Below are 23,530 nucleotides of genomic sequence, written 5' to 3'. Positions count from 1 at the left end.
GGGCGGCCGGGTGGAGTGTCGTGGCCAGGATGCCGGTGTACCTGATGTCGCTGGCCATGGTGCTGGTGGTCCGCGAACAGGGCGGCAGTTACGCGCGGGCCGGCACGGTGGCCGCCCTGTACACCGCCGGCATGGCGGTGGGCGGCCCGCTCGTCGCGCGCACGGTGGACCGCCGCGGCCGGCGGCCGGTGCTGCTGGCCACCGGGCTCGTCCATCCGGCGGCACTGGCCCTGCTGGTGTGGGCGACGCGGCCGGGCGGCTGGGCGCAGCCGGTCACGGCGGTGGTCGCCGGCATCGCCCTGCCGCCGGCCAATGCCTGTATGCGTTCGCTGTGGGCGCGGCTGCCGCTGGAGGAGGACGAGCGCGAGGTCGCCTACCTGTGGGAGGCGCTGCTGACCGAGGTCCTGGTGATCGGCGCGCCGCTGCTGCTGGCCGCGCTGATGCTGCCGGGCTCCGCGGGGCTCGCGCTGACGACGGTGGCTGCCGCCGGCGGCGCGGGGGCGCTGGGGCTGGCGCTGGCGCGGATTCCCGCGGCGGCGGGCACGGGGGGCGTGCCGCAGGAGGGGCCGCGGCATCTGCTGGGGCCGCTGAAGGAGCCCGCGATGCTGATGCTCACGGGGATCATGGCGGTGTGCGCGGCGCCCATCGGGCTGATGACGCTGGCCATCCCGGCGTTCGTCGCCCGGCACGGCTCGCCGGGCGGCACCGGGGTGGTGTACGCCTGCTGGGGGGTGGGCAGCGCGATCGGGGCGCTGTGGCTGGGGCGGGCGCAGTCGCAGGTCGCGGTGCACCGGCGCTTCCCCCGGCTGGTGGCGGCCTACGCGGCCGGGACGGCCCTGCCGCTGCTGGCGGTCTCCGAACCGACGCTCGGGGTGGCGCTGGCGGTGGGCAGTGTGCCCATCGCCCTGGTGGCGGCCAGTGAGATGACGCTGGTCAGCAAGGTGGCCGACGGCCGGTTCCTGGCGGAGGCGTTCACCTGGGCGTCGCTGGCGACGGTGGTGGGCGACGCGGTGGGCCAGCAGGCGGGCGGGCTGCTGATGGATCCGGTGGGGCCGCACGGGGTGTTCGCGGTGGCGGCGGGGGTGGCCGCGGCGGGGGCGGGGCTGGCGTTCGCGGGCCGGGGGCTGCTGGGCCGCCGCCCGTCCGTCGCCGCGGAGCCGGCACAGGCGCCGGAGCGCACGCCGTGACGCGTCCTGCCGCTGCCCGGCCCCCGCCCCTTCTCCTGCTCTTCCTCCCTTCTCTCCCTGCCCACCCCACCGAGGTGCCCTTCCATGAACCCTGCCGTCGGCGACCGGTGCCACGACCGGCCCACTTCCGCGCCGGAGCACGACGTCTTCGCTCCCGTCGCGCTCGGCGCCTACCCGGGTGCCGTCGCGCGGTTCCTGGCCCGCGAGGTGCACTCGCCCGTTCCCGTTCCCGTACCGGTGTCCGGCCGCGCCGATCTCGTGGAGAGCGTGAGCGCCGCGAACGCCCTGTACGCGGACGTCCGCGCCCCCGCGCCGCTGGACGTGGGCGTGGTCCTGGGAGCCGGTGAGCTGCCGCCCGCCGTCGTGGAGCTGGCCCGGCCGCTGGCGCGCCGGTGGATCGACGAGAAGCAGCTGCGGGAGACGGCCGGCCCGCACGACCGGCCCCCGGACACGCTCCTGGTCGTCGGCCGCTACGACCGGCTCACCCTCTCCCCCCTGCGGGATCTCCTGCTGGCCGCCCCCCGGGGCGCGCAGCGCGCGCTGACCCTGCTGAGCGGGCGCGACGACGCCTCGGTCGCCTGGACGGTGGCCAAGCAGTACGCGGTGCCGGCGGCGGACGTGAGCGCGCTGGGCCTGTTCACCGACACCGACCGGCCGCCGCCCGCACCGGGGGTGCGCGTCTTCGACGACCGCGACTTCGAGCGCGCCGACATCCGGGGCGAGATCCTGGGCACCCGGTGGCGCAGGGTGGTCTTCCAGGGCCACGGCAAGGACGACAGCGTCAACCTCGGCGCGTTCACCATCTGTGGCCGGAATACGGCCGTGCCCGCCGTGCCGGGCCTGCTGGGCCCGCGCTGCGCCTACGGACTGCCGTGCTACAAGCCCGAGGACAAGCTGGTGCCCCTGCACCGGGTGGGCGCCGTGGAGGTGGTGCTCAGCGCCTGCAACAGCGGGCCGCTGGCGGACCTCGCCCTGTACGACCCGAAGTACCAGCTGCTGCTGAGCGCCCTGGACGGCCCGGCCCGGACGGTGGTCGCCGCGGTCTCCGTGCACGACTCCGACCGGCCCGAGAACGTGGCGTGGATGCACGCCGCCCGCACGGGTGCGGACTCCGTGGACACCCTCAACGCCAGCCTCGCCGGTTCCCACCCGTACCCGGCGTTCCTGCGCTTCGGCCTGCCCGGCGCGCCCGAGCGGACGCCGCCGGCGCCCGCGCCGGCCGACCACCGGCCGGATCCGCTGCTGCTGACCGTGGGCCACCGGCTCACCGCCCTGCTGGCCTCCGGGCTGCTCGCGCCGCAGCACGGCCTGCGCCCCCGGCTGACCCGGCTCGCCCGCAAGGTGGACCAGTGGGTGGCCAGGCCCACCCATCTCGCCGACGCCTCGCCGGAGGAGATCCGCTCCTGCCTCGCCGGCGACCTGCAGTCGCTCGACCACGCGCTCGCCGAGCGGATCGCGCAGAACCCCGAGGACGAGGTGATGAACTACCCGGCGCACTTCGGCGACCGCAGCCGCCTGGATCCGCAGGTGCGCGAGGTGCCCTGCCACTGCGGGCGCCCCGCCCAGGAGTTCACCCGGCGCGGCCTGCTCCCCCACGTCCTGGACACGACCTGCGCCGTGTGCATGCGCTGCGGCGACGTCACCTTCCGGGTGCCCGGCTCCCCCGCGCTGTGGGCGTACGCCGCGGACGGGGTCGAGCAGGGCGGGGTCCTCACGGTGCGCGCCGAGCTGACCGCGGCGCGGCCCGGGCCCGTGCGGCTCGGGCTGTTCGTCCCGACGTACCTGCGCGAGGACACCGCCGTCGAGCCGCGCACCGTCAAGGTGCGCGCCGGCGACACCCGGCCGCGCGACGTCGTCTTCCGGGTGCGCTGCGCGCCCGGGACCGCACCGCAGGCGTACTACTTCACGGTCTTCGCCGTGCAGGACCTCGCCGTCTCCACCGCCCGGCGGCACTTCGGGGTGATGCCACGCCGCCGGTGACCACCGGGCCGCACCATCCGGCCGCACCATCCGGCCGCACCATCCGATCGGACGCGACGTAAGGACGGATGCCATGCACGACCAGCCCCCACCCGGGATCGAGCTCGTCGAACACGACGGGGAGGTGACGCTGAGCATCGGCGGCGAACAGGCCATGCAGGCCTGGGAGCGCGACCTGATGTGGGCGAGTGCCGACATGCTGTGCGAGTACGGCCACGACTTCTACGAGGTGGGGCTGGGCCTGGGCCTGTCCGCCCTGCGCATCGCGGGCAACCCGGCCACCCGCAGCCACACCGTCCTCGAACTCTTCGGCGAGGTCGAGGACCTCTTCCGGGCCCGCCACCCCGAGCTGCCGGACACCCTGGCCATCGAGCGCGGCGACTTCTTCCGGCGGGTCTTCGAGCTGCCCTCGGAGAGCATCGACGGCATGTTCTTCGATCCGGCCCTGGACATGGGGGTGTGGACGGACAAGGAGCTGTGGGCGCGGACCATGCCGGAGGTGGTGCGCGTGCTGCGCCCGGGCGGGGTGTTCATCCCGTTCTTCAGCACCAGGCCGGAGCTGCGCTGGCAGTACACCCCGCACTTCCGCCGCATCCGCGTCGAGCGCCACCCGTACGTGGCGTACGAGAGCACCGCGTACACCTACGGCACGAGCGGCGACGCCTACATCCAGTGCTTCCTCAAGGACTGAAGGGGACGGGACACCTCGATGACCACCGTGCCGGACCTCCGGTCGGTCTTCCTGGCCGGCCCGTTCCTGCAGCTGCTGGACCCGGCCACCGGGGAGATGCCCGGTGACGCCCGGGCGCCCTTCGACATCCTCATCAAGCACTTCGAGGCGCAGGGCCTGTCCGTCCACAACGCGCACCGCCGGGAGGCCTGGGGCGCGCAGCTGATGCGCCCGGAGGTGTGCACGCCGCTCGACCAGGAGGAGATCCGCAAGGCGGACGCCTTCGTGGCCCTGCCCGGCTTCCCGGCCTCCCCGGGGACGCATGTCGAGCTGGGCTGGGCCAGTGCCTTCGGCAAGCCGATCGTCCTGCTGCTGGAGAGGGGACGGCAGTACACCTTCCTCGTGCAGGGGCTGCACACCGTGGCCACGGTGGAGTACGTCGAGCACACCGACGTCGCCGCCGCCCTGCCCGCGCTCGACCGGGCGCTGCGGCGGGCGATGGACCGGCACCGCGACGTCATCCGCCCCGGGCCCGCCGGAAGCGGGTGAGCCCGTCGGCGAGGCCGACGAGGGGGGCGGGGTAGCCGGGGGCCGCGCGGCCGGTGCCGTGGAGCTGCCACGGTGCGTGGACCGCGCGGCCCGCGATGCCCTCCAGCTCGGGCACCCAGCGCCGCACATAGGCGCCGTCCGGGTCGTACCGTGCGGCTTGGGCGAGGGGGTTCAGGACGCGGTTGGGGCGGGTGTCGGTGCCGGTGCCGGCCGTCCACTGCCAGTTCAACTGATTGTTGGCGACGTCGCCGTCGACGAGCAGGGACAGGAAGTGGCGGGCGCCGACGCGCCAGTCGACGTAGCAGGTCTTGGTCAGGAAGCTCGCGACCAGCAGCCGGCCGCGGTTGTGCATCCAGCCCTCGTGCAGCAGCTGGCGCATCGCGGCGTCGACGACCGGATAGCCGGTGCGGCCCTGCTGCCACGCCTCGATCTCCTCGCCGGCCTGCTCCTCGGTGCGCCAGCGGTCACCCCGGGGACGGTAGTCGGCGCGGGAGGCGGCGGGCCGGGCGGCGAGGACCTGGTGGTGGAAGTCCCGCCAGGCGAGCTGCCGGACGAACGCCTCGGCGCCCGGGCCGCCGTGCCTGCGGGCCCGCGCGACGAGTTCGACGGGCGAGAGCGTGCCGAAGTGCAGGTGGGCGGACAGCCGCGAGGTGGCGTCGGCGGCGAGGTCGTCGTGGCGCTCTGCGTAGGCGTCCAGGCCGCTGCGCGTCCAGGCGGCCAGGCGTGCGCGGCCCGCGCTCTCCCCGCCCCGGCCGACGCCCGGGGCGGCGCCCCTCACGTCCTCGCGGGCGGGCACCGGCTCGGACCGTACGGCGGCGGGGACGCGGACGCGGCGGGGCGCGGCCAGGACCTCGCGCGGCGGGGCCGTGGCCCAGCGGCGGAAGTAGGGGGTGAACACCGCCATGTGGTCCTTGCCCGCGGGCGTGATGTCGCCGGGGGCGACGACGGTGACGGACCGGTCGTGCACGTGCAGGCGCTGCCGGCCGGCCGCCAGGGCCCGGCGCAGGCGGTCCTCGCGGGCCTGGGCGTAGGCGCTGACGTCGGCGGCCAGGTGCACGTCGGTGGCGCCCGCCTCGTGGAGCACGGCGCCGACCTGCTCGACGACGTCGCCGCTGCGCACGACGAGGCGTCCGCCGCGGTCGCGCAGCTGCCGGTCGAGGTCGGTGAGACAGTCCGCGAGGAAGGCCCACCGGTTGGGCACGGCGTACCTGGTGGCGGCGATGGCGTCGTCCCGTACGAAGAGGGGGACGACGGCGTCGGCGGAGGCGAGGGCGGCGCGCAGCGTGGGGTTGTCGTGCAGGCGCAGGTCGCGGGTGAACAGCACGACGGCGACGGTCATGGTGCGCCACTCCCGCGCGCAGCCGCGGGGCCGGGAGCGGGGTCGGGGTCGGGCTGCCGGGCGGCGGCCCGGGCGATGTTGCGGGCCATGCCGCCGAAGACCGCGGCGTGGAAGGGGCTGACGGCCCACCAGTAGAGATGCCCGAGCAGCCCGTGGGGGTGGTACAGGGCGCGCTGGCGGTAGCAGGAGCGGGCCTGTGGGGCGTCCTCCCGGGCGTCTTCCGGGGCGTCCTCGGCGTACATTTCCAGCCAGCCGAGGCCGGGCATCCGCATCTCGGCGCGCAGGCGCAGCAGGCGGCCGCGTTCGAGGGCTTCGACGCGCCAGAAGTCGAGGGAGTCGCCGACCCTCAGGTAGCGGTCGTCGCGGCGGCCCCGGCCGAGCCCGACGCCGCCGGCGAAGCGGTCCAGCCAGCCGCGCGCGGCCCAGGCCAGCGGCATGGAGTACCAGCCGTTGACGCCGCCGATGCCCTCGACGACCTGCCACAGCGCCGCGCGCGAGGCGGGTACGGCGATCCGCCGCTCGTCCGTGTAGAGGCTGCCGCCCGCCCACCCCGGGTCGGTGGGCAGCGGGTCGCTGGGGGCGCCGGGCACGGCGGCGGACGACCAGCGGGTGGCGACCTGTGCCTCCTGGACCCGGCGCAGGGCCAGGGCGATGGCCTGGGCCAGCCCGTAGGGATGGCCGGGCGGATCGGGGACGTACCGGGCGATGTCGTGGTCGCGGCAGACCACTTCGTGGCGCAGGGACTCCGTCAGCGGCCGGGCGATGCCGGCGGGGACGGGGGTGACCAGGCCGACCCAGTAGCTGGAGAGCCGCGGGGTGAGCACGGGCAGCGAGAGGATCAGGCGCCTGGGCAGCCGGGCCACCTGCGCGTAGCAGCGCATCATGTCGCGGTAGGTGACGACGTCGGGGCCGCCGATGTCGAAGGCGCGGTCGACGCCGGGCGGCAGGCCGGCCGCTCCGACGAGGTAGCGCAGCACGTCGCGGACGGCGATCGGCTGGATGCGGGTGCGGATCCAGCTGGGGGTGACCATGACCGGCAGGCGTTCGGTCAGGTAGCGCAGCATCTCGAAGGAGGCCGAGCCGGAGCCGATGACGACCGCGGCGCGCAGGACGGCGGTGGGCACGCGGGAGGCCAGCAGGATGCGGCCGACCTCGGCGCGCGAGCGCAGGTGGGGCGAGAGGTCGCGCGCGGGTACGCCGGCCGGCAGCAGGCCGCCGAGGTAGACCAGGCGGCGCACCCCGGCGGCCTCGGCGCTCTCGGCGAAGACCCGGGCGGCGCGCCGGTCGGTGGCCTCGAAGTCGCGGCCGGTGCCGAGGGCGTGGACGAGGTAGTAGGCGACGTCGACCCCCTCCATGGCGGCGGCGACCGATGCGGGGTCGGTGACGTCGCCCCGCACCACCTCCGCCTCGCCGGCCCACGGGTGGTCGCGGAGCTTGTCGGGGGTGCGGGCCAGGCAGCGCACGCGGTGGCCGGCAGCGAGGAGTTCGGGGACGAGGCGGCCGCCGATGTACCCGGTCGCGCCGGTGACCAGGCACAGCAGGCCGGTGCGGGGGGCCGTGCCCGGGTCGCCGGGGCCGTGGGTCATGGGGTGCACGCCTTCCGTCCGCCCGGGCCGGCCGCCCGGGGCTCCAGCATCGCGCACGGCGGGGGCGCGCACGGCGCAGGTGCGCACCGTGTCGCGGCGGGGGCCGGCCGGGTCAGTTCTCCACGGTCTGCACCTGCGGGGGGTGGCCGTTCCAGGTGACGAACACCGACGTCGTCGCCGTGCCCGCGACGAAGTCGACGCGGATCCAGGCGTCCTGCGTCCACACCCGCATCCGCCGGCCCTCGTCGGGCGTCGCCGAGACGAGGGTGGCCGAATCCTTGCCCAGGTCGAAGACGACCCGGCCGCCCTTGACGGGGAAGCTGCGGACCCCGGCGGCCGCGGTCGGCTCCCGGGACGCGGGCCGTGCGGAGGGGGTGCCGGGTGGGGCGGGCGGCACGGGAGGGCCGGATTCCGGCGCCTGGACGGCGGGAACGAGCGGGGGCGGTGCGGCCGGTGACGGGGTGTCGGTACGGGTCAGGGGCAGGGCGCGCGGCGGCTCGTAGGCCGTTCCCGCCAGGACCGTGCGCACCCCGTACCAGGACACCGCCGTGGCGGCGCAGGTCGCCGCGGCCCAGGCCAGGGACTGCATCACACCTCGTCTCATCCGGCTCATGGTGCCTCATCCGTATGGCGTACGGTGCCGCCCATGGCAAAACTGCTCGTCGTCGAGGACGATCCGTTCGTCCGCTCCGCCCTGATACGGCAGCTGTCCGAGGCCACCCACGTCGTGCGCAGCGTCGGTACCGCGCTGGAGGCGCTGCGCGAAGTGGCCCAGACCGGCTTCGACGCGGTGATCCTGGACCTGGGCCTGCCGGACCTGGACGGCGCACAGGCGCTGAAGATGCTGCGCGGCATCACGGACGTGCCCGTGATCGTGGCCACCGCGCGGGACGACGAGGCGGAGATCGTACGGCTGCTCACCGACGGCGCCGACGACTACCTCGTCAAGCCCTTCTCCGCGGCCCATCTGACGGCCCGTATCACGGCGGTGCTGCGCCGCGCCGGCACCGCCGTCCCGGTCGGCGAGCCGGCGCAGGAGCGGGTGCTGCGGGTGGGCGGGCTGTCGGTGGACCCGCTGCGCCGGCAGGCCGAACTCGACGGCGCGCCCCTGGACCTGACCCGGCGCGAATTCGACCTTCTGGCCTACCTGGCCGCCCGGCCGGGCATCGTGGTGCCGCGCAAGGAGCTCTTGGCGGAGGTCTGGCAGCAGGCGTACGGCGACGACCAGACCATCGACGTGCACCTGTCGTGGCTGCGCCGCAAGCTGGGCGAAAGTGCCGCCCGGCCGCGCTACCTGCGCACCCTGCGCGGCGTCGGCGTCACCCTCGAGGCACCGCGGGCGCCGGAGCAGGCGTGAGGTGGGCCCTGGTCAAGGTGTGCCTGGCCGTCACCGTGATGGTCGTGCTGGCCTTCGCCGTGCCGCTCGCCCTGGTCGTCCGGGAGCTCGCCCGCGACCGCGCCTTCGCCGACGCCGAGCGGCAGGCCGCCCAGATCCGCCCGGCGCTGGCCATCACCACCGACCGCGACCGGCTGGAGCGGGCGGTCGCCAGCTCGCAGGCCGGCGAGGTCGGCCGGCTGGCGGTGCACGTGCCGCGCACCGACGGCCCCCGGGAGGGGGCCGGCTCCCGCACGGCGTACGTCATCGGGCGCGCCCGCACCGGGCCGCGCGCGGTGGAGACCGCCCGCCGCGGCCGGTCCTTGATCACCGCCGTGCCCGGGGGCTACGCGCTGCTCCAGCCGACCGCTCTGGGCGCCGGCGAGTTCGCGGTGGTCGAGGTGTACGTGCCGCACCGTGCGGTCGGCAACGGCGTCACCACCTCCTGGCTGATCCTTGCCGGCGTGGGCCTCGCCCTGGTCGCCGGGTCGGTCGCGACCGCCGACCGGCTCGGACAGCGCCTGGTGCGCCCGGCCGAGCGGCTCGCCAGGGCGGCCGCCGAGCTGGGCGAGGGCAGGCTGGGCGTGCGCGTGCGCGAGGACGGCCCGGCCGAACTGCGGGCCGCGGCCGTCGCGTTCAATTCGATGGCCGACGACATCGTCCGCCTCCTGGCCGGCGAGCGCGAGCTGGCCGCCGACCTCTCGCACCGGCTGCGCACGCCGCTGACCGTGCTGCGCCTGAACGCCGCCTCGCTCGGCGACGGGCCGGCCGCCGAGCAGACCCGCGCGGCCGTCGCCCAGCTGGAGCGCGAGGTGGACCAGCTGATCCGCACCGCGCGCGAGGACGGCCGCCACAAGGACCGGCCCGTGCTCGGCTGCGACGCCTGCGAGGTGGTCCGGGAGCGGATGGCCTTCTGGTCCGCGCTCGCCGAGGACGAGGGCCGCACGGTACGGCTCGCGGGCGTCGAGGCCACCGTGCGCGTCCCCGTCGCCCGCACCGAACTCGCCGCCGCCCTGGACGCGTTGCTCGGCAACGTCTTCCGGCACACCCCCGAGGGCACCGCGTTCGCGGTGGACGTGCACCGCAGCGAGGACGCCCTGATCGTGCTCGTCTCCGACGCGGGGCCCGGCATCGCCGACCCGGGCGGCGCGCTGCGCCGCGGCCACGGGGCGGGCGGCACCGGCTCCACCGGCCTGGGCCTGGACATCGTGCGGCGCGTCGCGGAGTCGACCGGCGGCGACGTGCGCATCGGGCGCTCGGTGCTGGGCGGTGCGGAGGTGCGCGTGTGGCTGTCGCTGGCCGGCGGCGGAACCCGGCGCAGCGACCGCCGCCGGCGCATGCGGCGCCGGGTGCGGCGCCTGGCCGGGCGGGGCCGGGTGCGGCATTAACGGCCGCCGATGGGTTCCTTAACGCCACCATAAGAAGCCGGCCCCGGAGGCCGATCGACCGTTTCGTCCGGTTCGCGGCCGCTAGCGTGCCGCAGGTACCGAGGTCCCCGGACCATTTCCCCAACCCCCCACCGCCCCGCACGCACGGCACCCCACCCCCCACATCACCGCCGTGCGTGCGGGGCACCCCCACAGAGGGACGACCAGGAGAGACCCCATGCGCATCCGTCCTCGTACCGCCTTAGTGACGACCGCTGTGACGACGACTGCTGTGACGACGACCGCAGTCGGCGTGCTGACGCTCTCGCTCACGGTGCTGTCCACCGCTCCCGCCGCCGCCCACGGCTCCCTGACCGACCCGGTCAGCCGGGTGTCCGCGTGTTTCGCGGAGGGCCCGGAGCACCCCCGCTCGGCCGCCTGCAAGGCCATGGTCGCGGCCGGCGGCACCCAACCGCTGTACGACTGGAACGAGGTCAACATCGGGGACGCCGCCGGGCGTCACCGCCGCATCATCCCCGACGGCAAGCTGTGCAGCGCCGGCCGCGCGAAGTACAAGGGCCTGGACCTGCCGCGCGCCGACTGGCCGGGCACCCGGCTCGCCCCCGGGGCCCACACCTTCCGCTACCGCGCGACCGCCCCGCACCGCGGCACCTTCGAGCTGTACCTCACCAAGGACGGGTACGACCCGAAGAAGCCGCTGAAGTGGTCCGACCTCGAAGCGAAGCCGTTCGCCAAGGTCACCGACCCGCCGCTGCGGGGCGGCAGCTACGTCTTCGACGCCGCGGTGCCGAAGCGGTCCGGACGCCACCTCGTCTACAGCATCTGGCAGCGCTCGGACAGCCCGGAGGCGTTCTACACCTGCTCCGACGTCGACTTCGGCCGGGCGTCCGGCGCCGCTGCCGCGCAGGCCGCCCCGGCGGCGTCGGCGCCCAGCGAGCAGCAACTGGCCGAGGCGGCCGGCAAGTCGACGGTGGCCCACGGCGGGCACGGCGGCGACGACCACGGCGGCAACGACCACGGCGGACACGGTGGCGAGGCGCCCGGGGCGCAGGCGGTGGCGGCGAAGGCCGGCAACGCGCCCGCACCCCAGGGCGGCGCGCTCGCCGAGACCGGGGGCGACGGCACCACCGCCGTCCTGGTGGCGGGCGGCGCGGGGGCGCTGGCGCTCGGCGGCGGCGCGCTGCTGTTCACCGCGCGGCGACGCGCCGCCCGCCGGGGAGCCTGATCCGCCTCACGCGCACCGGGAATCGGCGCACAGCTGCCAGGGCTCCCAGGACTCCAGGTGTGCGCGTTCGGTGACCTGCCAGAACCGGTCGCGGTTCCATTCCCGGACGATCAGGTGCAGGCGGCCGTCGGGCCGTTGGGTGACCGAGGAGGGCTGGCTCAGGCCGGCAAAGGGATCGGGCAGCGCGCCCAGGCCCACGACCGGTCCCCAGCGCCCGGTGGCCGGGTCCTGGGTGCGCGTCTGCAGTGCGTCGGTGCCGCCCGCCGACGCGAAGGCGTCCAGCCGGCCGTCGGCCTCCCGGAACAGGACGACGCCGCCGTGGTAGGGGGACGGGGCGAGGCCGAAGCCCTCCGTGGGGCCCCAGCCGTCCGTCCCCGCGTCCTCGGCCGTGTGGCAGAAGACGCCCAGCGAGGGGAAGAAGACCTCCACCCGGCCGAGGGCGTTCTCGACCGCGGTCACCTGGTAGAGCTTCGGGCCGACGGGCGTGGCGCTGACGCGCTCCCACTCCCCGTACGCGCCGCCGGGTTCCTCCTGCGCCCGGTGCCAGACGAACGGCAGGTAGGAGCCGGGGCCCGGGTCGTCGTAGAAGAGCTGGAACTGCTCCACGCGCCCGTCGGCGCGCCGGACGGGCACCGGGTCCCCCGAGGGCAGGCCGCGGTGGCCCGGGGCTGCGGCGTCGGCCGCGCAGGCGCTCGCCGCCCGGGCCGCGTCCCCGCCGCCGGCCACCACTCCCCCGCCGGCGAGGGCGACGGCCGCCAGCAGGCCGGACAACAGAGTGCGTAACGGTCTGTGGATCACGATCGACGAACCTCCCGGGCCGTCCCGCGCGGAGGCGGGCAAAGATCCGAACTGACGCCCGTCATCCTCACGTACGACCGCGCCCGCGGCCAGAGGGCCGTCTCAGGGGGCGACGGCGGCGGCCCAGTCGGCGACGGAGAGGACGTCGGCCTGGCGCGGGAAGAGCTTCTCGACGAGGAAGCGGTGCACCTCGGGGTCGAGGTCGAGGCAGCCGTCCGCCAGGACGGTCAGGCCCAGGTCCAGGTCGGTGGCCTGGCAGACGGTGGACAGCACGACGCCGCTCGTGGCGATACCGGCGAGGACGAGGCCGTCGATGTCGCGGGCCCGCAGCACGAGGTCGAGGTCGCTGCCCGAGAACGCGCTGCCCCGCCGCTTGGTGACCACGACGTCGCCCGGCTGCGGCGCGACCTCGGGCGGGATCTCGACGGCCGGGGTGCCCTCGGTGAAGATCCCGGTCCGCGCGACGGCGGAGACCAGCCTGTTGCGGGGACTGACCTCCCGATCGTCCGGGCGCAGGCCCATGACCACGTACACCACGGGGATGCCGGCCGCCCGGGCGGCGTCGATCGCCCGGCGCAGCCGCGACAGGTATCCGGAACCGTCGTCGGCGAGTTCGACGACGGACCGCTGGATGTCCATCACGAGGAGAGCGCTGTTCGCCACGCCTGCCGTCCCTTCGGGCTCAGTTGTCCGTGCGCTGATAGACCGATCGCTGCACATGATCCTTGGTGGGCCCCGTGGTGCGCCACAGGACGTGCCACTCGTCGGGCGAGACGACGGTGAAGGTGCCGTCGTAGCGGTCGCGGGAGCAGGGGTGGCGCACCGTCCAGTGCCCGGTGCGCAGGTCCAGATCGTGGAAGGGGCGGCCGTCGGCGAAGGTCACCTCGGCGGTGCCGTCCGGGCGCGGCAGCAGGCGCAGGGTGCGGCCTGCGCGGTTGGCCGTACCGGCCCAGGTCAGCTCGCCGTCCTCGGTGTGCAGCACGCAGCTGCCGTCGGCGGAGGCGTGGAACCGGGCCGTGCCGTGGAACGCGCCGGCCTGCCCCGTCGTCAGGTCCTCCAGGGTGCGGGTGACGCTCCACCGTCCGCCGAGGTAGGCGACGACGTCGGGGACCGGATGCCGTCCTGTTCCCGTCACCGCCGTCACCTTCCGTCTTGCCCTGGATCCGGCCACGCTACCGCAGCCGGTGGCAGGGGGGGGTCAGGAGAGGCGGCCGCCGTAGTCGGGCAGCTTGAAGCCCTTCTCGTAGAAGCCGCCCTCGAAGTCGGTGGAGCGGTTGCCGATGTTGGCGGTGATCCGGTAGCCGTCCTCGGTGAGGTCCTCGCGGCAGCGGGCCTTGCCGTCGCCCTTGTCCTCGCCGTGCTCGCGCGTGCACAGGGCGTCCACCGGGTAGCCGGCGTCGCGCAGCTGCTGCCGGGCGGACGAGGAGGAGGTGCGGGCCGTGACGAACAGCACGGCGATGTGGTGCGCGTGCGCCCACTGCGCCACGTCGAGCACCGGCTTGTTGGCGCGGCCCTCGTGGTAGTACGTCTCCAGCGCGGTGTTGTCGATGTCGAGCACGATGGCCGGCTTCCCCTTGCCGGACGAGCCCGACGAGCCGGACGAGCCGGCCGTGGCGGACGCGGCCGACGTGGCGGCGGCATGGTCGCGCAGCCACGGTATGGCGGGGGCCACGGCCCGCTGCACGTCGGCCTGCCATGTCCCGTAGCCGGGCACCCCGGCGGCCTGCGCCGTGCCGGCGCCGCCCAGCGAGACGGCCGGCAGCGCGAGGGCCGCCAGCGCGGCGAGCGGAGCGAGGCGCAGGTGCTTTCTGCGGAAACGTCCGTCGGACATCAACCCGGTTCCTTCCGTTGACCACTTGACCGCTTGACCGCTTGACCACGTGTCGGTCAGCAAGATCAGCAGGGCGGGAGGACGGAGGAGCGACGGAAGGATGTCGTCCGGATGAAGAGTTCGGTGGTCAGCCTCGGCGGCGGGTACGCGGTGGGCCGGTGCGCGAGTCCCCGGTACGCGGTTCCCCGGTGCGGGCGAGGAAGAGGCCCAGCAGGACCACGAGCAGGCCGGCGCCCGCTTTGACGGCCAGGCCCCACAGCGTCCGGCTCAGGTGGGGGTCGTGCCGGTTGGCGTAGACGTACCAGGCGGCGGCGCCGGCCACCAGCAGGGTGACGACGGCCAGCCGGACGCCGAGCCGCCGTACGTCCGGGGTGAGCAGCGCGGCGGCCGACCAGCCGGCGAGCAGCACGAGCACGCCGGCGAGCGTGAAGCCGACCGGCAGGCCCGGCACGAAGAGCGAGACGGCCAGCAGGACGGCTCCGGTGGCCACCACGAGCTGCACGGCCCTGGTGCCGAAGCGCCCGGGGCGGGTGAGGAAGTGGACCATGGCCCACACGGCGAGGGTGTAGCCGCGCAGGGCGCCGAGGACCGCGTCGACCGGCTTGACGCGCGGTGCGCCGACGGCGCTCGCCGTGACGGCGGCGGTGCGGGCCGCGGTCTCGGCGAAGAGGTCGCCGCCGGCTTCCTGCGCGATGTGCTGGCCGCCGATGGCACCGGCCGCCGCCCACAGTCGCCACAGCGTCGGCGCGGGGACGACCCGTCCGGCGGCGGCCGCCGTGGCCGCGTCGTACCGGGCGAGCCAGCGGGTGCTGCCCTCGGGCCGGTCGTCGCCCTCCCCCCGGACCGCGTCCGCGAGGAGGTGCAGTTCTTCTCTGAGGATGCCGGTCTGCACGGCGTGGGTGATCGCCTGCGCGCACAGGCCCCACCGGGGGTCGTCCTGCGGGCCGCGGCCGTCCGCGGTCGGCGCGGGGTCGAGGGGGACGATCCGTTCGGCCAGGAAGGCGCGACAGGCGGTGGCGTACTGCTCCTGCCAGATCTGCTCCAGCCACGCCCGGTCGTCCGCATCGCGGGCGTCGACGGCGCACCGCTGCAGTGCCGCGGCGAGCCGGTCGGCGGCGGGTGCGGGGTCGGCGCCCGCCCACACCTGCCGCAACCGCTCGACGGACAGCAGGGTGCGCGTCAGGTGGGCGGCGGCGTCCATGCGTCCGTGGATCCAGTCGTTGACGCGCCAGGACGCCCGGTAGAAGGCTCCGAAGTGGTGCAGTTGCCTGCCGGTGAGCAGATGGGGGCTGCGGGAGGAGACCTGGACGAGTTCGACCTCCTGCTCGACTGCGCGGTGCGTACCGCCGTACGCCTCTTGGACGACCTCCAGGCACAGCATGCGTTCCAGGACGGCGGCGCCGGGGGCGAGCAGGTGGTCGGTGAGCGCCTTGAGCTGCTCGCGTTCACTGCCGTCCGGGTCGACGACGCTGCGTACGGTGCCGGCGGCGAGGTCGCGCAGGGCGTCGGCGCATCCCTCCAGGCAGGCGGCGAGGGCGGTGGCTGGGTGTAGCGGCGCAGGCGGCGTGCGGCGAAGCCCGCGGAGGCGGGATCGGCCGAGCCGTCCCACCGGGTGAGGGCGTCGCGCAGCCGTTCCTCCAGGCGCCGCACGGCGGCGCCCGTGGCCCTGCCGTGGTCGTCGTACTCGGCTGCCGGCAGGGCGGAGCCGGTGTGCGACCAGTGGGCCTCCAGCAGTTCGGTGTCCGCCTGGATCTCCTCGAAGACGGCGCCGGCGCGTTCGCGCGCGGCGATGACGGCGTGGCGCTGCGGCGAGCCGGCAGGTGCCAGCCAGACCGCGCGTCTGAGGACGTCGACGGTGATGTCGCGCAGCCGTTGGACGGTGGTCTGTCCCCAGTCCCAGGCGGCGCCGGTACGGGCGACGGCCTCGGCGACGGAGTCCCCGCGGGGGATGAACGTCTCCGGGCGCGCCCGCCGGTCGCGCAGCAGAGTGCGCAGGCAGTCGGCGATCTCCCGTTCGCTCCACCGGCCCACGGCCGTGGGCGGCTGCCCGGTGGCCGTCCACCGGGCGATGGTCCCGGCGGCGTACTCGGTCCGCGTCTCCAGGTACCCCTGCCAGGCCGCCTCGGGGAGGCGTTCCGCGGCGGCGGTCAGGGCGGACGTGAAGCGGGCCCGGGCCCGGCGCCGCTGCCGGACGTCCTCGTTGCGGCCCTGGATCTCGGCGAGTTCCCGGGAGACGGAGTCGGTCGAGCGCAGCCGCGTCAGGACGCCGAGGACGACGTCGGGGGCGCGCGGGGTGGGTTCGGCGGCCTGTGCCCCTGCCGGGGCCGGGGCGGGGGGCGGCGGGGTCTCGGAGGGGTCGGGGACGACGTACGTGAGCAGCCGGCGCACCTGCAGTTGCGCGGTCTGCCGGTAGACGGCCTCCAGCGCGGGGCGGATGGGCTTGTTGAGCAGGATGCCGCCGTCGACGACGTGCTGCGAGGTACGGAAGTTCGCCCACCCGGCCGTCGAAGGCCACACCTCGCCGGCCGCACCGGCGTCCGGGGTCACCTCCACCCACTGCGGCGCGAAGGCGGCGGGGAAGGAGGAGCTGCAGCGGGCGGCCACGGCGAGCTTGTCGATCACGGTGTCGTCGTGGAGGTCGCGGGTGACGAAGCGGAAGCGGGCGTCGTGGTCGATCTCGGTGATGTGCACCCCTGCGTCGTCGCAGAAGGCGCTCTGCCGGCCCCGCCACAGGGTGCCGGTGAGGATGAGCTCCACGGGCCGCTCCCCGCCGGCGCCGGGACGGGAGGGCGAGGCGAGGACGTCACGGAGGGCGTTGCGGAGCTCGTCCAGGAAGTAGTCGCCCTTGAGGACGGAGGGCGGCCGGCGGCACAGCGGGTTCTGCAGCAGCTGCGACAGGGCGCCCTTGTCCCGCCACAGGCCGGACAGGGAGGTGATGTCCCGTTCGCGGACGAGGCCCAGGGCGAGGAAGGCACCGTTGAGGCCGCCGGCGGAGGTGCCGGCGATGACGTCCACACGGGCGTCGGCCTGCAGCAGGTCGAGCAACGGCCGGTAGGCCGCCCCGTCCCGGCCGCGGGCCGTGGCGAGGCGGTGCAGCTCGACGGCGACCCCGCCGATCCACACGGCGAGGCTGATACCACCGTTCATCACGACGGCCAGCCGGATGTCCTGCCGGTCGATGTCACCACTGCCGTCGGGACTTCCGCCGGGCCTCCCGTCGGGGCTCTCGGGCTTCTCGTCAGGTCTCTCGTCGGGTCGGTCGCTGCCCGTCACGCCGTCTCCTTGCGCCTCGTGCTGCTCCCAGCTGATCACGCCGGCGGGGCTGCTGCCCGTAGGCGGCCCGTTGTGGGCCGTGTCGCCACTCCCGTCACCGGTACGTCGTACGCGTCACCCTCGAACCGCCCCGGTCGTCGCCCGACGGGGCCGCCCTCATTCGCCACCCCCGCCTCCTCCGCCACGCCGGCGAACCGGCCCGGGCCGCTCGCCTGCCGGCGGTCGCGGGCCGGGACCGCCGCCGCGTCCCGGGCCCTCAGCGCAACGGGAAGGGGACGCCTCGCTCCGCCTCCGGGCGGGGGCCGAAGAAGCGGCGCTCGGCTTCGGTGATGGGGACGTCGTCGATGCTCGCCTCGCGGCGGCGCATCAGGCCGTCCTCGGTGAACTCCCACAGTTCGTTGCCGTAGCTGCGCCACCACTGGCCGGTGGCGTCGCGGCACTCGTACTGGAAGCGCACGGCGATGCGGTCGTCGCCGTAGGACCACAGCTCCTTGCGCAGGGCGTAGTCGAGTTCGCGGGACCACTTCTCGCGCAGGAAGGCCACGATCTCCTCGCGGCCGGTGACGAACCGGTCGCGGTTGCGCCAGAGCGAGTCCTCGGTGTAGGCGAGCGCGACGCACTCGGGGTCGCGGGTGTTCCAGGCGTCCTCGGCGGCCTGGACCTTGCGGCGTGCGCTCTCCTCGTCGAAGGGCGGGAACGGGGGGCGTGCGGCCATGGCGTGGCTCCTCGCTGCTCGAAGACGCTGGGAGAACGGCCGTTCTCCCACCGTCCGCTACCCTAGAGAACGATCGTTCTCAACGCCAGGGGGGATTCCGTGGACCACGACGAGGCCCGCTCGCGGCTGCTCGACGCCGCCGAGCGGCTGTTCTACGAGCGCGGCATCCAGGCCGTGGGCATGGACGAGATCCGTACCGCCTCCGCCGTACCGCTCAAGCGGCTCTACCAGTACTTCCCCTCCAAGTCGCACCTTGTGGAGGGGTACTTGCGCCGCCGCGACGAGCGCTGGCGCTCCGCCCTGGCCGACTACGCGTCCCGGCACGGGGCCACCCCGCGCGAGAGGCTGCTGGCGGTCTTCGACTGGCTGCACACGTGGTGCGCCGAACCCGGCTTCCGGGGCTGCGCGTTCATCAACGCCTACGGCGAACTGGGCGCCACCTGCGAGGCGGTGGCCGTCACGACCCGCGAGCACAAGGACGCGGTACGGGCGTACGTGGCCGGCCTCGTCGGCGAGCTGCACCCCGCCGATCCGGGGCCGCTGACCGCGCAGGTGATGCTCCTGATGGACGGTGCCATCACGACGGCCTCGCTCAGCGGCGACCCGTCCGCGGCCCGGCACGCCCGGGCCGCGGCAGAGACCCTCCTCGCGGCCGTCCGGTCCTGATCCTCACGCGCCGCCGGCCAGCGTCCGGCGCAGCAGCGCCTTGTCGGGCTTGCCGGCGGACGTCAGCGGCAGCTCGGGCAGGAGGTGCAGCGCCTCCGGTGCGTACAGGGCCCCCTTGCGGGCGGTGACGAAGGCGGCGATCTCCCCGTGGTCCGGGTGGTGGCCGGGGGCGGGGACGACGGCCGCGTGGACGTGTTCGGTCGCGTCCGCGTCGCGCGTACCGAAGACGGCGCACTGCGCGACGGCCGGGTGGGTCAGGAGGAGCTCCTCCACCTCGGTCGGGTGGACGTGCCCACCCACCACGACGACCACGTCCTTGAGGCGGTCGACGACGAAGAGGTGGCCGTCCTCGTCCAGGCAGCCGGCGTCGCCCGTGCGCACCCAGCCGTCCCGCAGCACCTCGGCGGTGAGGTCGGGCCGCTTCCAGTAGCCGGCCATGGCGCTCGGCGCCCGTACCTGGATCTCGCCCACCTCCCCCGCCGGCAGCATCCGGCCGGCCGCGTCCCGGATGGCGACCTCGACGCCGGGCAGCGGGCGGCCGGCGGTGATCCGGCCGCCGGGCCCGGTGATGCCGTGCTCGTGCGGGCGGACCTCGGCGATCCCCGGCACCTCCGACTGCCCGTACCAGCCGTACAGGACCGGCCCGAAGACCTCGGCGGCCCGGCGCAGACGGGCGGCGGAGGCGGGGCAGCCGCCGTAGGTGATGCGCGCCAGGCTCGACAGGTCGGTCCGGGCCAGGTCCGGGTGGTCGAGCAGGCGGTACAGCAGGGGCGGCAGGAGCCAGAGGTGGGTGACGCGCTCACGGGCGATCGCGGCGAGGACCGCGCCGGGGTCGAAGGAGAGCTGGAGCACGACCGAGCCGCCCTGCAGCAGCATCTTGTCGGTGAGCGGGCCGGAGAGGCGGGCGAGCGGGGTGCAGGCGAGATAGCGGGGCGGGTCGCCGGCGTCGGCGAGGGCGAAGTCCAGGCCGCGGCGGTAGGGGCCGTGCGTGGTGCGGATGCCCTTGGGGATGCCGGTGGTCCCGCCCGTGTGCTGGATCGCCAGGTCGTCGTCCGGCCCGACCGGGGACCGGAAGGGATCGCTGCGCCGCCGGGCGGCGGCGGCCAGGACGTCCTCGCCGAAGGGCCCGGGTCCCAGCCCCAGCACGGCCGGGCGCCCGGCCAGGGACAACAGCTCCTTCGCCGCCGCGTGCCGGGTTGCGTCCACGAGCAGCACCGTCGTCTCCACGCTCGCCGCGATACGGGCGAGCACCTGTGGCGCCATCCCGTCGTAGAGGTGGACGACGCGGGCCCCGGCCAGGTGCGCGGCGTAACGGGCGCTCAGCGCCTCGGGGGTGTTGCCGGTGAGCAGACCGACCGTCGACCCCGGGCCGATGCCGCGCGCGGCCAGCTCCCGCGCCAGCCGGTGCGTACCGTCGCACAGCTCCCCCGCGGTGATCCCACGGCCGTCGGCGGCGGTCAGCACGAGCCGGCCGGGGCTGCGCGCCAGCACCCCCAGGACGACCTCCGGGTAGCTGACGAATTCGGCGGGCCGGCCACCGGTGGTCATGCGGGCACTCCCCTCGGACGGCGGCACGGCCGCGGACGGGCCGGGCCCGTCGCACGGACGGTGCCTACGGCATTCCCTGCGACACACGGGACAACACCCTTGACCCGTGCGGGCGCCGGCCGGCAGCCCCCTACGATGACGGCGTGATCCATCCCTCACCGACCACGCCGTTCGGCCGCTTCGAGAAGGTCTGGCCGGCCGCGGACCGTACCGACCTGCTCGCCGCACCCGTCGCCGCCGCGCTGCGGCAGTGGGACGACGCCGCGACGACCGCCTCCGTCCTCGTCGTCGACACCGATCCCGACGTGGCGGACACCGCGGCGTTCAGCGCGGCGTACGACGTGCCCCTGGACGTCTCGGCGAACTGCGTCGTCATCGCCGCCAAGCGCGGCCAGGACGTGACGTACGCGGCGTGCGTCGCCCTGGCGACCACCCGGGTCGACGTCAACTCCGCGGTGCGCAAACGCCTCGGCGCCCGCAAGGCGTCGTTCGCGCCGATGGACACGGCCGTGGCGCACACCGGCATGGAGTACGGCGGGATCACCCCCGTCGGACTGCCGGAGGGCTGGCCGCTGCTCGTCGACGCGGCCGTGGCCGCGGCACCGTACGTACTGATCGGCAGCGGCCTGCGCCGCAGCAAGCTGATCCTGCCCGGCGCCCTGCTGGCACGGCTGCCGCACGCGGAGGTCGTCACCGCCCTGGCCGGCTGACGACCGGCGTATCGTGGGCCCCATGACGGACGTGCCCCGGGAACGCCGCCACGCCTTCGGCGACGACGCCGAGCAGTACGACGCCGGCCGGCTCGGCTATCCGGAACAACTCGTCGACGACGTCCTGGACTTCGCGGGCGGTACGGCCGCGGCCCCCGCCCTGGAGGTCGGCGCCGGCACCGGCAAGGCCACGCTCGCCTTCGCGAGCCGGGGCCTGCCCGTCACCTGCATCGAACCGGACGAGCGGATGGCGCGCGTCCTGCGCCGGCGCTGCGCCGGGTTGCCGCAGGTCACCGTGGAGGTGGCCGACTTCGAGACCTGGCGACCGGGCGACCGGCGCCACGGCCTGCTGTACTGCGCCCAGGCCTGGCACTGGGTCGACCCGGGGGCACGCTGGACCCTGGCACGGGCCGCGCTGCGCCCGAACGGCGCCGTGGCCCTCTTCTGGAACCACTGGTTCCTTCAGGACGAGCACCTGGCACGCGAGCTGACCGCGGCCCACCAACGGCACGGCCTGGAGATCCCCGAGAACACCCTCCTCGACCCCCGCCCCCGCCCGGCCCATCACGGCCCCGAGGCCCGGCAGTGGCGCGAGATGGAGGCCGACGGCGGCTTCACCGACCTCGACCACCGCCTGTACACCACCCACCACCCCCGCACGGCCTCCGGCGTCGTGGGCCTGCTCGCCTCCAACTCCGGCTACCGCGTGATCGACAAGGCCCGCCGGGAACCCCTCCTGGAGGACCTGGCCCGCCTGGTGGGCGACCGTACGGTGACCGTCCGGGTGGTGACGAGCCTGTTCCTGGCACGCACGAAGAAGACATGAGAAAACCGGCCGATTCAGGATCAGGTGCGACTCGGGCCGGGTAGGAGACGATCACCGATCTTGGAGGCGACATGGCCGGATTCCTCGACAGGGCCAAGGAGCAGGCCCAGCAGGCCCTTCAGCAGGGCAAGGGAAAGGTGGAGGAGGTACAGGCGCAACGCGCGGGCGGCGAGCTGCTCAAGAAACTGGGAGCCGCCTACTATGCGGAGCGCCGCGGCGCGGGCACGGAGCAGGCCACGCAGGACGCCCTCAGCGCGCTGGAAGCGCACATCGCCACCCACGGCGACGGCTTCCTGCGCGGCTAGCGCCCCGTAAGGGGCGCGGGGAACTGCGCGACAAGCCACGACGTGCCCGCAGTCGGCCTCCCGGGGTGGCGTGTCGGCTGCAGACCGTCGCGGGCCGATCGCGCCCCCGCGGCGGCAGCCGCGGATCGGCACCGCCCCGCGCCCCTACGAGGCGCCGTGGTGGCGGTCCGCGGCTGCCGCCGCGGGGGTCGGAAGGGCGCGGTGGGCGCGCAACTGCTGGCGGCGCTTGGCGACACCCCCCGGCATGCGGTGCAGGCTGAACGAGCCGGGCTTGCGTGCCTCTCCCGCCAGGTGGCCGGGGATGCCCTTGCAGATCAATTCCTTGATCCTGGCGCCCAGGCCGTCGCCGATGTGCAGCCCCACCGCGACGTCGGACCGGTTGGCGAACTGGTAGAGGCCCGCGCCGCGGCCCAGGCTGAGGCACTGCGCGTACATCATCTGGTGGAGGTCCTGCGGCTGCTCGCCCGCCAGTCGGCTGAGCACGGTGTCGGCGGCTCGCGCGCCCAGCGGCGTCGCGTTCAGGCAGCTCATCCGCAGCGGCAGGCCGGAGGGTGCCGCCGAGTCCCCGGCCGCGACGATGCGCGTGTCGTCGACGCTCGTCAGCGTCTCGTCCGTCAGCAGGCGGCCCACGGCGTCGGTGCTCAGCCCGCTGCGCGCGGCCAGGTCGGGTACGCCGAAGCCGACGGTCCAGACGGTGACCTCGCTCGGCAGCTCACGGCCGTCGGCGAGCCGCACGGTGTCGCGGGTCACCGCCGTCGCCTTCGCGTCGGGGCCGTCGACGACCGTCACGCCGAGTGCGGCCAGCCGCTTCGCCACCGAGCGCCGGCCCCGGGTGTGCAGGTACGGACCGAGAACGCCGCCGCAGACCAGGGTCACCGCGCGACGGGCCTCCGCCAGCTCGGCGGCGATCTCGATGCCGGTGGGACCGGCACCGACCACCGTCACCGGGGCCGCCACGGGCACGACGTCGAGGACCTCGCGCAGTCGCTGTGCCTCCTCCAGCGTGGCGAGCGGGTAGGCGAACTCGGCCGCTCCCGGCACGCTCGGGTCGGCGCTGCCACTGCCCACGGCGTAGATCAGGTAGTCGTAGTCGAGCGCGCCGCCGGCCGCCGTCGTCACGCTGCGCCCGGCCGCGTCGATCCGGGTCACGGTGTCGATCACCAGCCGGACGCCCCCGGCCAGGACGTCCCGGTAGGCCACCACCGCGTCGTCGGACCCGCCCACCAGTTGGTGCAGCCGGACCCGGTGGACGAAGTCCGGGCGCGGGTTGACGAGTGTCACCGTCACGTCGTCGCGCTGGGTCAGCCGGTTGGCGGCCATCACGCCTGCGTATCCGCCACCGATCACGACCACATGCGTGTTCCCGGTCATCGCGCCTCCTCCGTGTGCGGGTGTTCGCCCACAAGACGCCGCCGGCCCAGCGGCTGTGACAGGTTGTGAGGCAGGTCACAGCACTCCACCCCGCCGAACGCACGGTGTCGCCATGCCCCGCGCCGTGAAGGGCGATGTCCGATTTCCGCCGGTGCCCGGTGCCGGGAGGGGGCACAGTGGACTTCGGG

22 protein-coding genes and 1 pseudogene are annotated in these 23,530 nt (G+C 75.1%); 11 read left to right on the top strand and 12 right to left on the bottom strand.

What is annotated here, in order from left to right:
* The first annotated feature begins 29 nt into the window (after nucleotides 1–29).
* The 4 genes from AC27L3_RS11765 to AC27L3_RS11750 all read left to right on the top strand — a co-directional run bounded on the left by AC27L3_RS11765 (nucleotide 30) and on the right by AC27L3_RS11750 (nucleotide 4,386).
* On the top strand, nucleotides 30–1,187 hold the full coding sequence (locus tag AC27L3_RS11765; protein WP_487233948.1) for an MFS transporter: 1,158 nt from the start codon (nucleotides 30–32) through the stop codon (nucleotides 1,185–1,187).
* 84 nt (nucleotides 1,188–1,271) lie between these two features.
* Nucleotides 1,272–3,167, top strand: a complete 1,896-nt coding sequence (locus AC27L3_RS11760; protein WP_487233947.1) for a hypothetical protein — start codon at nucleotides 1,272–1,274, stop codon at nucleotides 3,165–3,167.
* Nucleotides 3,168–3,240: 73 nt separating this feature from the next.
* Entirely contained in the window at nucleotides 3,241–3,858 is a 618-nt protein-coding gene (locus tag AC27L3_RS11755) for a class I SAM-dependent methyltransferase (protein WP_487233946.1), read from the top strand.
* An 18-nt stretch (nucleotides 3,859–3,876) separates the two neighbouring features.
* Complete coding sequence (locus AC27L3_RS11750; RefSeq protein ID WP_487233945.1) at nucleotides 3,877–4,386, top strand: nucleoside 2-deoxyribosyltransferase; 510 nt, start codon at nucleotides 3,877–3,879, stop codon at nucleotides 4,384–4,386.
* On the opposite strand, the gene AC27L3_RS11745 is transcribed toward AC27L3_RS11750, so the two are convergent.
* The 3 genes from AC27L3_RS11745 to AC27L3_RS11735 form a co-directional block, all read right to left on the bottom strand.
* Nucleotides 4,355–5,725: a cryptochrome/photolyase family protein gene (locus tag AC27L3_RS11745; protein WP_487233944.1), complete on the bottom strand. Its 1,371-nt coding sequence runs from the start codon at nucleotides 5,723–5,725 to the stop codon at nucleotides 4,355–4,357. The two genes, AC27L3_RS11750 and AC27L3_RS11745, sit on opposite strands and share 32 nt — an antisense overlap.
* Complete coding sequence (locus tag AC27L3_RS11740; protein ID WP_487233943.1) at nucleotides 5,722–7,311, bottom strand: SDR family oxidoreductase; 1,590 nt, start codon at nucleotides 7,309–7,311, stop codon at nucleotides 5,722–5,724. Before AC27L3_RS11740 ends, AC27L3_RS11745 begins: the two co-directional genes overlap by 4 nt.
* 112 nt (nucleotides 7,312–7,423) lie before the next feature.
* Nucleotides 7,424–7,915: a hypothetical protein gene (locus AC27L3_RS11735; RefSeq protein WP_487233942.1), complete on the bottom strand. Its 492-nt coding sequence runs from the start codon at nucleotides 7,913–7,915 to the stop codon at nucleotides 7,424–7,426.
* A 42-nt stretch (nucleotides 7,916–7,957) separates the two neighbouring features.
* Here AC27L3_RS11735 and AC27L3_RS11730 point away from each other — a divergent pair, with 42 nt between their 5' ends.
* The 3 genes from AC27L3_RS11730 to AC27L3_RS11720 all read left to right on the top strand — a co-directional run bounded on the left by AC27L3_RS11730 (nucleotide 7,958) and on the right by AC27L3_RS11720 (nucleotide 11,299).
* Nucleotides 7,958–8,668, top strand: a complete 711-nt coding sequence (locus AC27L3_RS11730; RefSeq protein WP_487233941.1) for a response regulator transcription factor — start codon at nucleotides 7,958–7,960, stop codon at nucleotides 8,666–8,668.
* On the top strand, nucleotides 8,665–10,074 hold the full coding sequence (locus AC27L3_RS11725; protein ID WP_487233940.1) for a sensor histidine kinase: 1,410 nt from the start codon (nucleotides 8,665–8,667) through the stop codon (nucleotides 10,072–10,074). Before AC27L3_RS11730 ends, AC27L3_RS11725 begins: the two co-directional genes overlap by 4 nt.
* Before the next feature lie 217 nt (nucleotides 10,075–10,291).
* Nucleotides 10,292–11,299, top strand: a complete 1,008-nt coding sequence (locus AC27L3_RS11720) for a lytic polysaccharide monooxygenase auxiliary activity family 9 protein (protein WP_487233939.1) — start codon at nucleotides 10,292–10,294, stop codon at nucleotides 11,297–11,299.
* A gap of 6 nt (nucleotides 11,300–11,305) precedes the next feature.
* Here AC27L3_RS11720 and AC27L3_RS11715 read toward each other — a convergent pair whose 3' ends face one another.
* The 7 genes and pseudogenes from AC27L3_RS11715 to AC27L3_RS11685 all read right to left on the bottom strand — a co-directional run bounded on the left by AC27L3_RS11715 (nucleotide 11,306) and on the right by AC27L3_RS11685 (nucleotide 17,916).
* Complete coding sequence (locus AC27L3_RS11715) at nucleotides 11,306–12,097, bottom strand: PLL family lectin (protein WP_487233938.1); 792 nt, start codon at nucleotides 12,095–12,097, stop codon at nucleotides 11,306–11,308.
* A gap of 102 nt (nucleotides 12,098–12,199) precedes the next feature.
* Nucleotides 12,200–12,760, bottom strand: coding sequence for a cysteine hydrolase family protein (locus AC27L3_RS11710; RefSeq protein ID WP_487233937.1), 561 nt, complete (start codon nucleotides 12,758–12,760; stop codon nucleotides 12,200–12,202).
* 19 nt (nucleotides 12,761–12,779) lie between these two features.
* A complete protein-coding gene (locus AC27L3_RS11705; protein WP_487233936.1) occupies nucleotides 12,780–13,232 on the bottom strand; it encodes a DUF6314 family protein in 453 nt (150 codons plus the stop codon).
* Between the two features lie 63 nt (nucleotides 13,233–13,295).
* Entirely contained in the window at nucleotides 13,296–13,928 is a 633-nt protein-coding gene (locus AC27L3_RS11700) for an HAD family acid phosphatase (RefSeq protein WP_487233935.1), read from the bottom strand.
* 127 nt (nucleotides 13,929–14,055) lie between these two features.
* The gene (locus tag AC27L3_RS11695; RefSeq protein ID WP_487233934.1) at nucleotides 14,056–15,537 is read right to left on the bottom strand and encodes a DUF3376 domain-containing protein; all 1,482 of its coding nucleotides are present in this window, start codon (nucleotides 15,535–15,537) and stop codon (nucleotides 14,056–14,058) included.
* Nucleotides 15,504–17,201, bottom strand: a pseudogene (locus tag AC27L3_RS11690) (patatin-like protein); the annotation flags it as partial. The pseudogene AC27L3_RS11690 and the gene AC27L3_RS11695, both read right to left, overlap by 34 nt.
* 256 nt (nucleotides 17,202–17,457) lie before the next feature.
* Complete coding sequence (locus AC27L3_RS11685) at nucleotides 17,458–17,916, bottom strand: nuclear transport factor 2 family protein (protein WP_487233933.1); 459 nt, start codon at nucleotides 17,914–17,916, stop codon at nucleotides 17,458–17,460.
* Nucleotides 17,917–18,015: 99 nt separating this feature from the next.
* Here AC27L3_RS11685 and AC27L3_RS11680 point away from each other — a divergent pair, with 99 nt between their 5' ends.
* On the top strand, nucleotides 18,016–18,582 hold the full coding sequence (locus AC27L3_RS11680; protein ID WP_487233932.1) for a TetR/AcrR family transcriptional regulator: 567 nt from the start codon (nucleotides 18,016–18,018) through the stop codon (nucleotides 18,580–18,582).
* Between the two features lie 3 nt (nucleotides 18,583–18,585).
* Here the strand turns inward: AC27L3_RS11680 and AC27L3_RS11675 are convergent, their stop codons facing one another.
* On the bottom strand, nucleotides 18,586–20,130 hold the full coding sequence (locus AC27L3_RS11675) for an AMP-binding protein (RefSeq protein WP_487233931.1): 1,545 nt from the start codon (nucleotides 20,128–20,130) through the stop codon (nucleotides 18,586–18,588).
* 146 nt (nucleotides 20,131–20,276) lie between these two features.
* Between AC27L3_RS11675 and AC27L3_RS11670 the strand changes: the two genes are divergently transcribed.
* The 3 genes from AC27L3_RS11670 (at nucleotide 20,277) to AC27L3_RS11660 (ending at nucleotide 21,971) form a co-directional block, all read left to right on the top strand.
* Nucleotides 20,277–20,840, top strand: coding sequence for a YbaK/EbsC family protein (locus AC27L3_RS11670; RefSeq protein WP_487234190.1), 564 nt, complete (start codon nucleotides 20,277–20,279; stop codon nucleotides 20,838–20,840).
* Nucleotides 20,841–20,862: 22 nt separating this feature from the next.
* Complete coding sequence (locus tag AC27L3_RS11665) at nucleotides 20,863–21,666, top strand: class I SAM-dependent methyltransferase (RefSeq protein ID WP_487233930.1); 804 nt, start codon at nucleotides 20,863–20,865, stop codon at nucleotides 21,664–21,666.
* Nucleotides 21,667–21,737: 71 nt separating this feature from the next.
* Nucleotides 21,738–21,971, top strand: a complete 234-nt coding sequence (locus AC27L3_RS11660; protein ID WP_487233929.1) for a hypothetical protein — start codon at nucleotides 21,738–21,740, stop codon at nucleotides 21,969–21,971.
* Nucleotides 21,972–22,115: 144 nt separating this feature from the next.
* Here AC27L3_RS11660 and AC27L3_RS11655 read toward each other — a convergent pair whose 3' ends face one another.
* The gene (locus AC27L3_RS11655; protein ID WP_487233928.1) at nucleotides 22,116–23,342 is read right to left on the bottom strand and encodes an NAD(P)/FAD-dependent oxidoreductase; all 1,227 of its coding nucleotides are present in this window, start codon (nucleotides 23,340–23,342) and stop codon (nucleotides 22,116–22,118) included.
* Between the last annotated feature and the right edge of the window lie 188 nt (nucleotides 23,343–23,530).

Source organism: Streptomyces sp. PKA51 (assembly GCF_057552455.1).
Note: the sequence above shows the minus strand (reverse complement) of the source record. Positions and strands in the feature narration are given on the sequence as shown.

Coding starts and splice junctions, on each gene's coding strand:
- AC27L3_RS11700 (WP_487233935.1), bottom strand. CDS start 13,928: ATGTCCGACGGACGTTTCCGCAGAAAGCACCTGCGCCTCGCTCCGCTC.
- AC27L3_RS11675 (WP_487233931.1), bottom strand. CDS start 20,130: ATGACCACCGGTGGCCGGCCCGCCGAATTCGTCAGCTACCCGGAGGTC.
- AC27L3_RS11655 (WP_487233928.1), bottom strand. CDS start 23,342: ATGACCGGGAACACGCATGTGGTCGTGATCGGTGGCGGATACGCAGGC.
- AC27L3_RS11745 (WP_487233944.1), bottom strand. CDS start 5,725: ATGACCGTCGCCGTCGTGCTGTTCACCCGCGACCTGCGCCTGCACGAC.
- AC27L3_RS11730 (WP_487233941.1), top strand. CDS start 7,958: ATGGCAAAACTGCTCGTCGTCGAGGACGATCCGTTCGTCCGCTCCGCC.
- AC27L3_RS11665 (WP_487233930.1), top strand. CDS start 20,863: ATGACGGACGTGCCCCGGGAACGCCGCCACGCCTTCGGCGACGACGCC.
- AC27L3_RS11660 (WP_487233929.1), top strand. CDS start 21,738: ATGGCCGGATTCCTCGACAGGGCCAAGGAGCAGGCCCAGCAGGCCCTT.
- AC27L3_RS11760 (WP_487233947.1), top strand. CDS start 1,272: ATGAACCCTGCCGTCGGCGACCGGTGCCACGACCGGCCCACTTCCGCG.
- AC27L3_RS11740 (WP_487233943.1), bottom strand. CDS start 7,311: ATGACCCACGGCCCCGGCGACCCGGGCACGGCCCCCCGCACCGGCCTG.
- AC27L3_RS11735 (WP_487233942.1), bottom strand. CDS start 7,915: ATGAGACGAGGTGTGATGCAGTCCCTGGCCTGGGCCGCGGCGACCTGC.
- AC27L3_RS11720 (WP_487233939.1), top strand. CDS start 10,292: ATGCGCATCCGTCCTCGTACCGCCTTAGTGACGACCGCTGTGACGACG.
- AC27L3_RS11750 (WP_487233945.1), top strand. CDS start 3,877: ATGACCACCGTGCCGGACCTCCGGTCGGTCTTCCTGGCCGGCCCGTTC.
- AC27L3_RS11685 (WP_487233933.1), bottom strand. CDS start 17,916: ATGGCCGCACGCCCCCCGTTCCCGCCCTTCGACGAGGAGAGCGCACGC.
- AC27L3_RS11755 (WP_487233946.1), top strand. CDS start 3,241: ATGCACGACCAGCCCCCACCCGGGATCGAGCTCGTCGAACACGACGGG.
- AC27L3_RS11765 (WP_487233948.1), top strand. CDS start 30: ATGCCGGTGTACCTGATGTCGCTGGCCATGGTGCTGGTGGTCCGCGAA.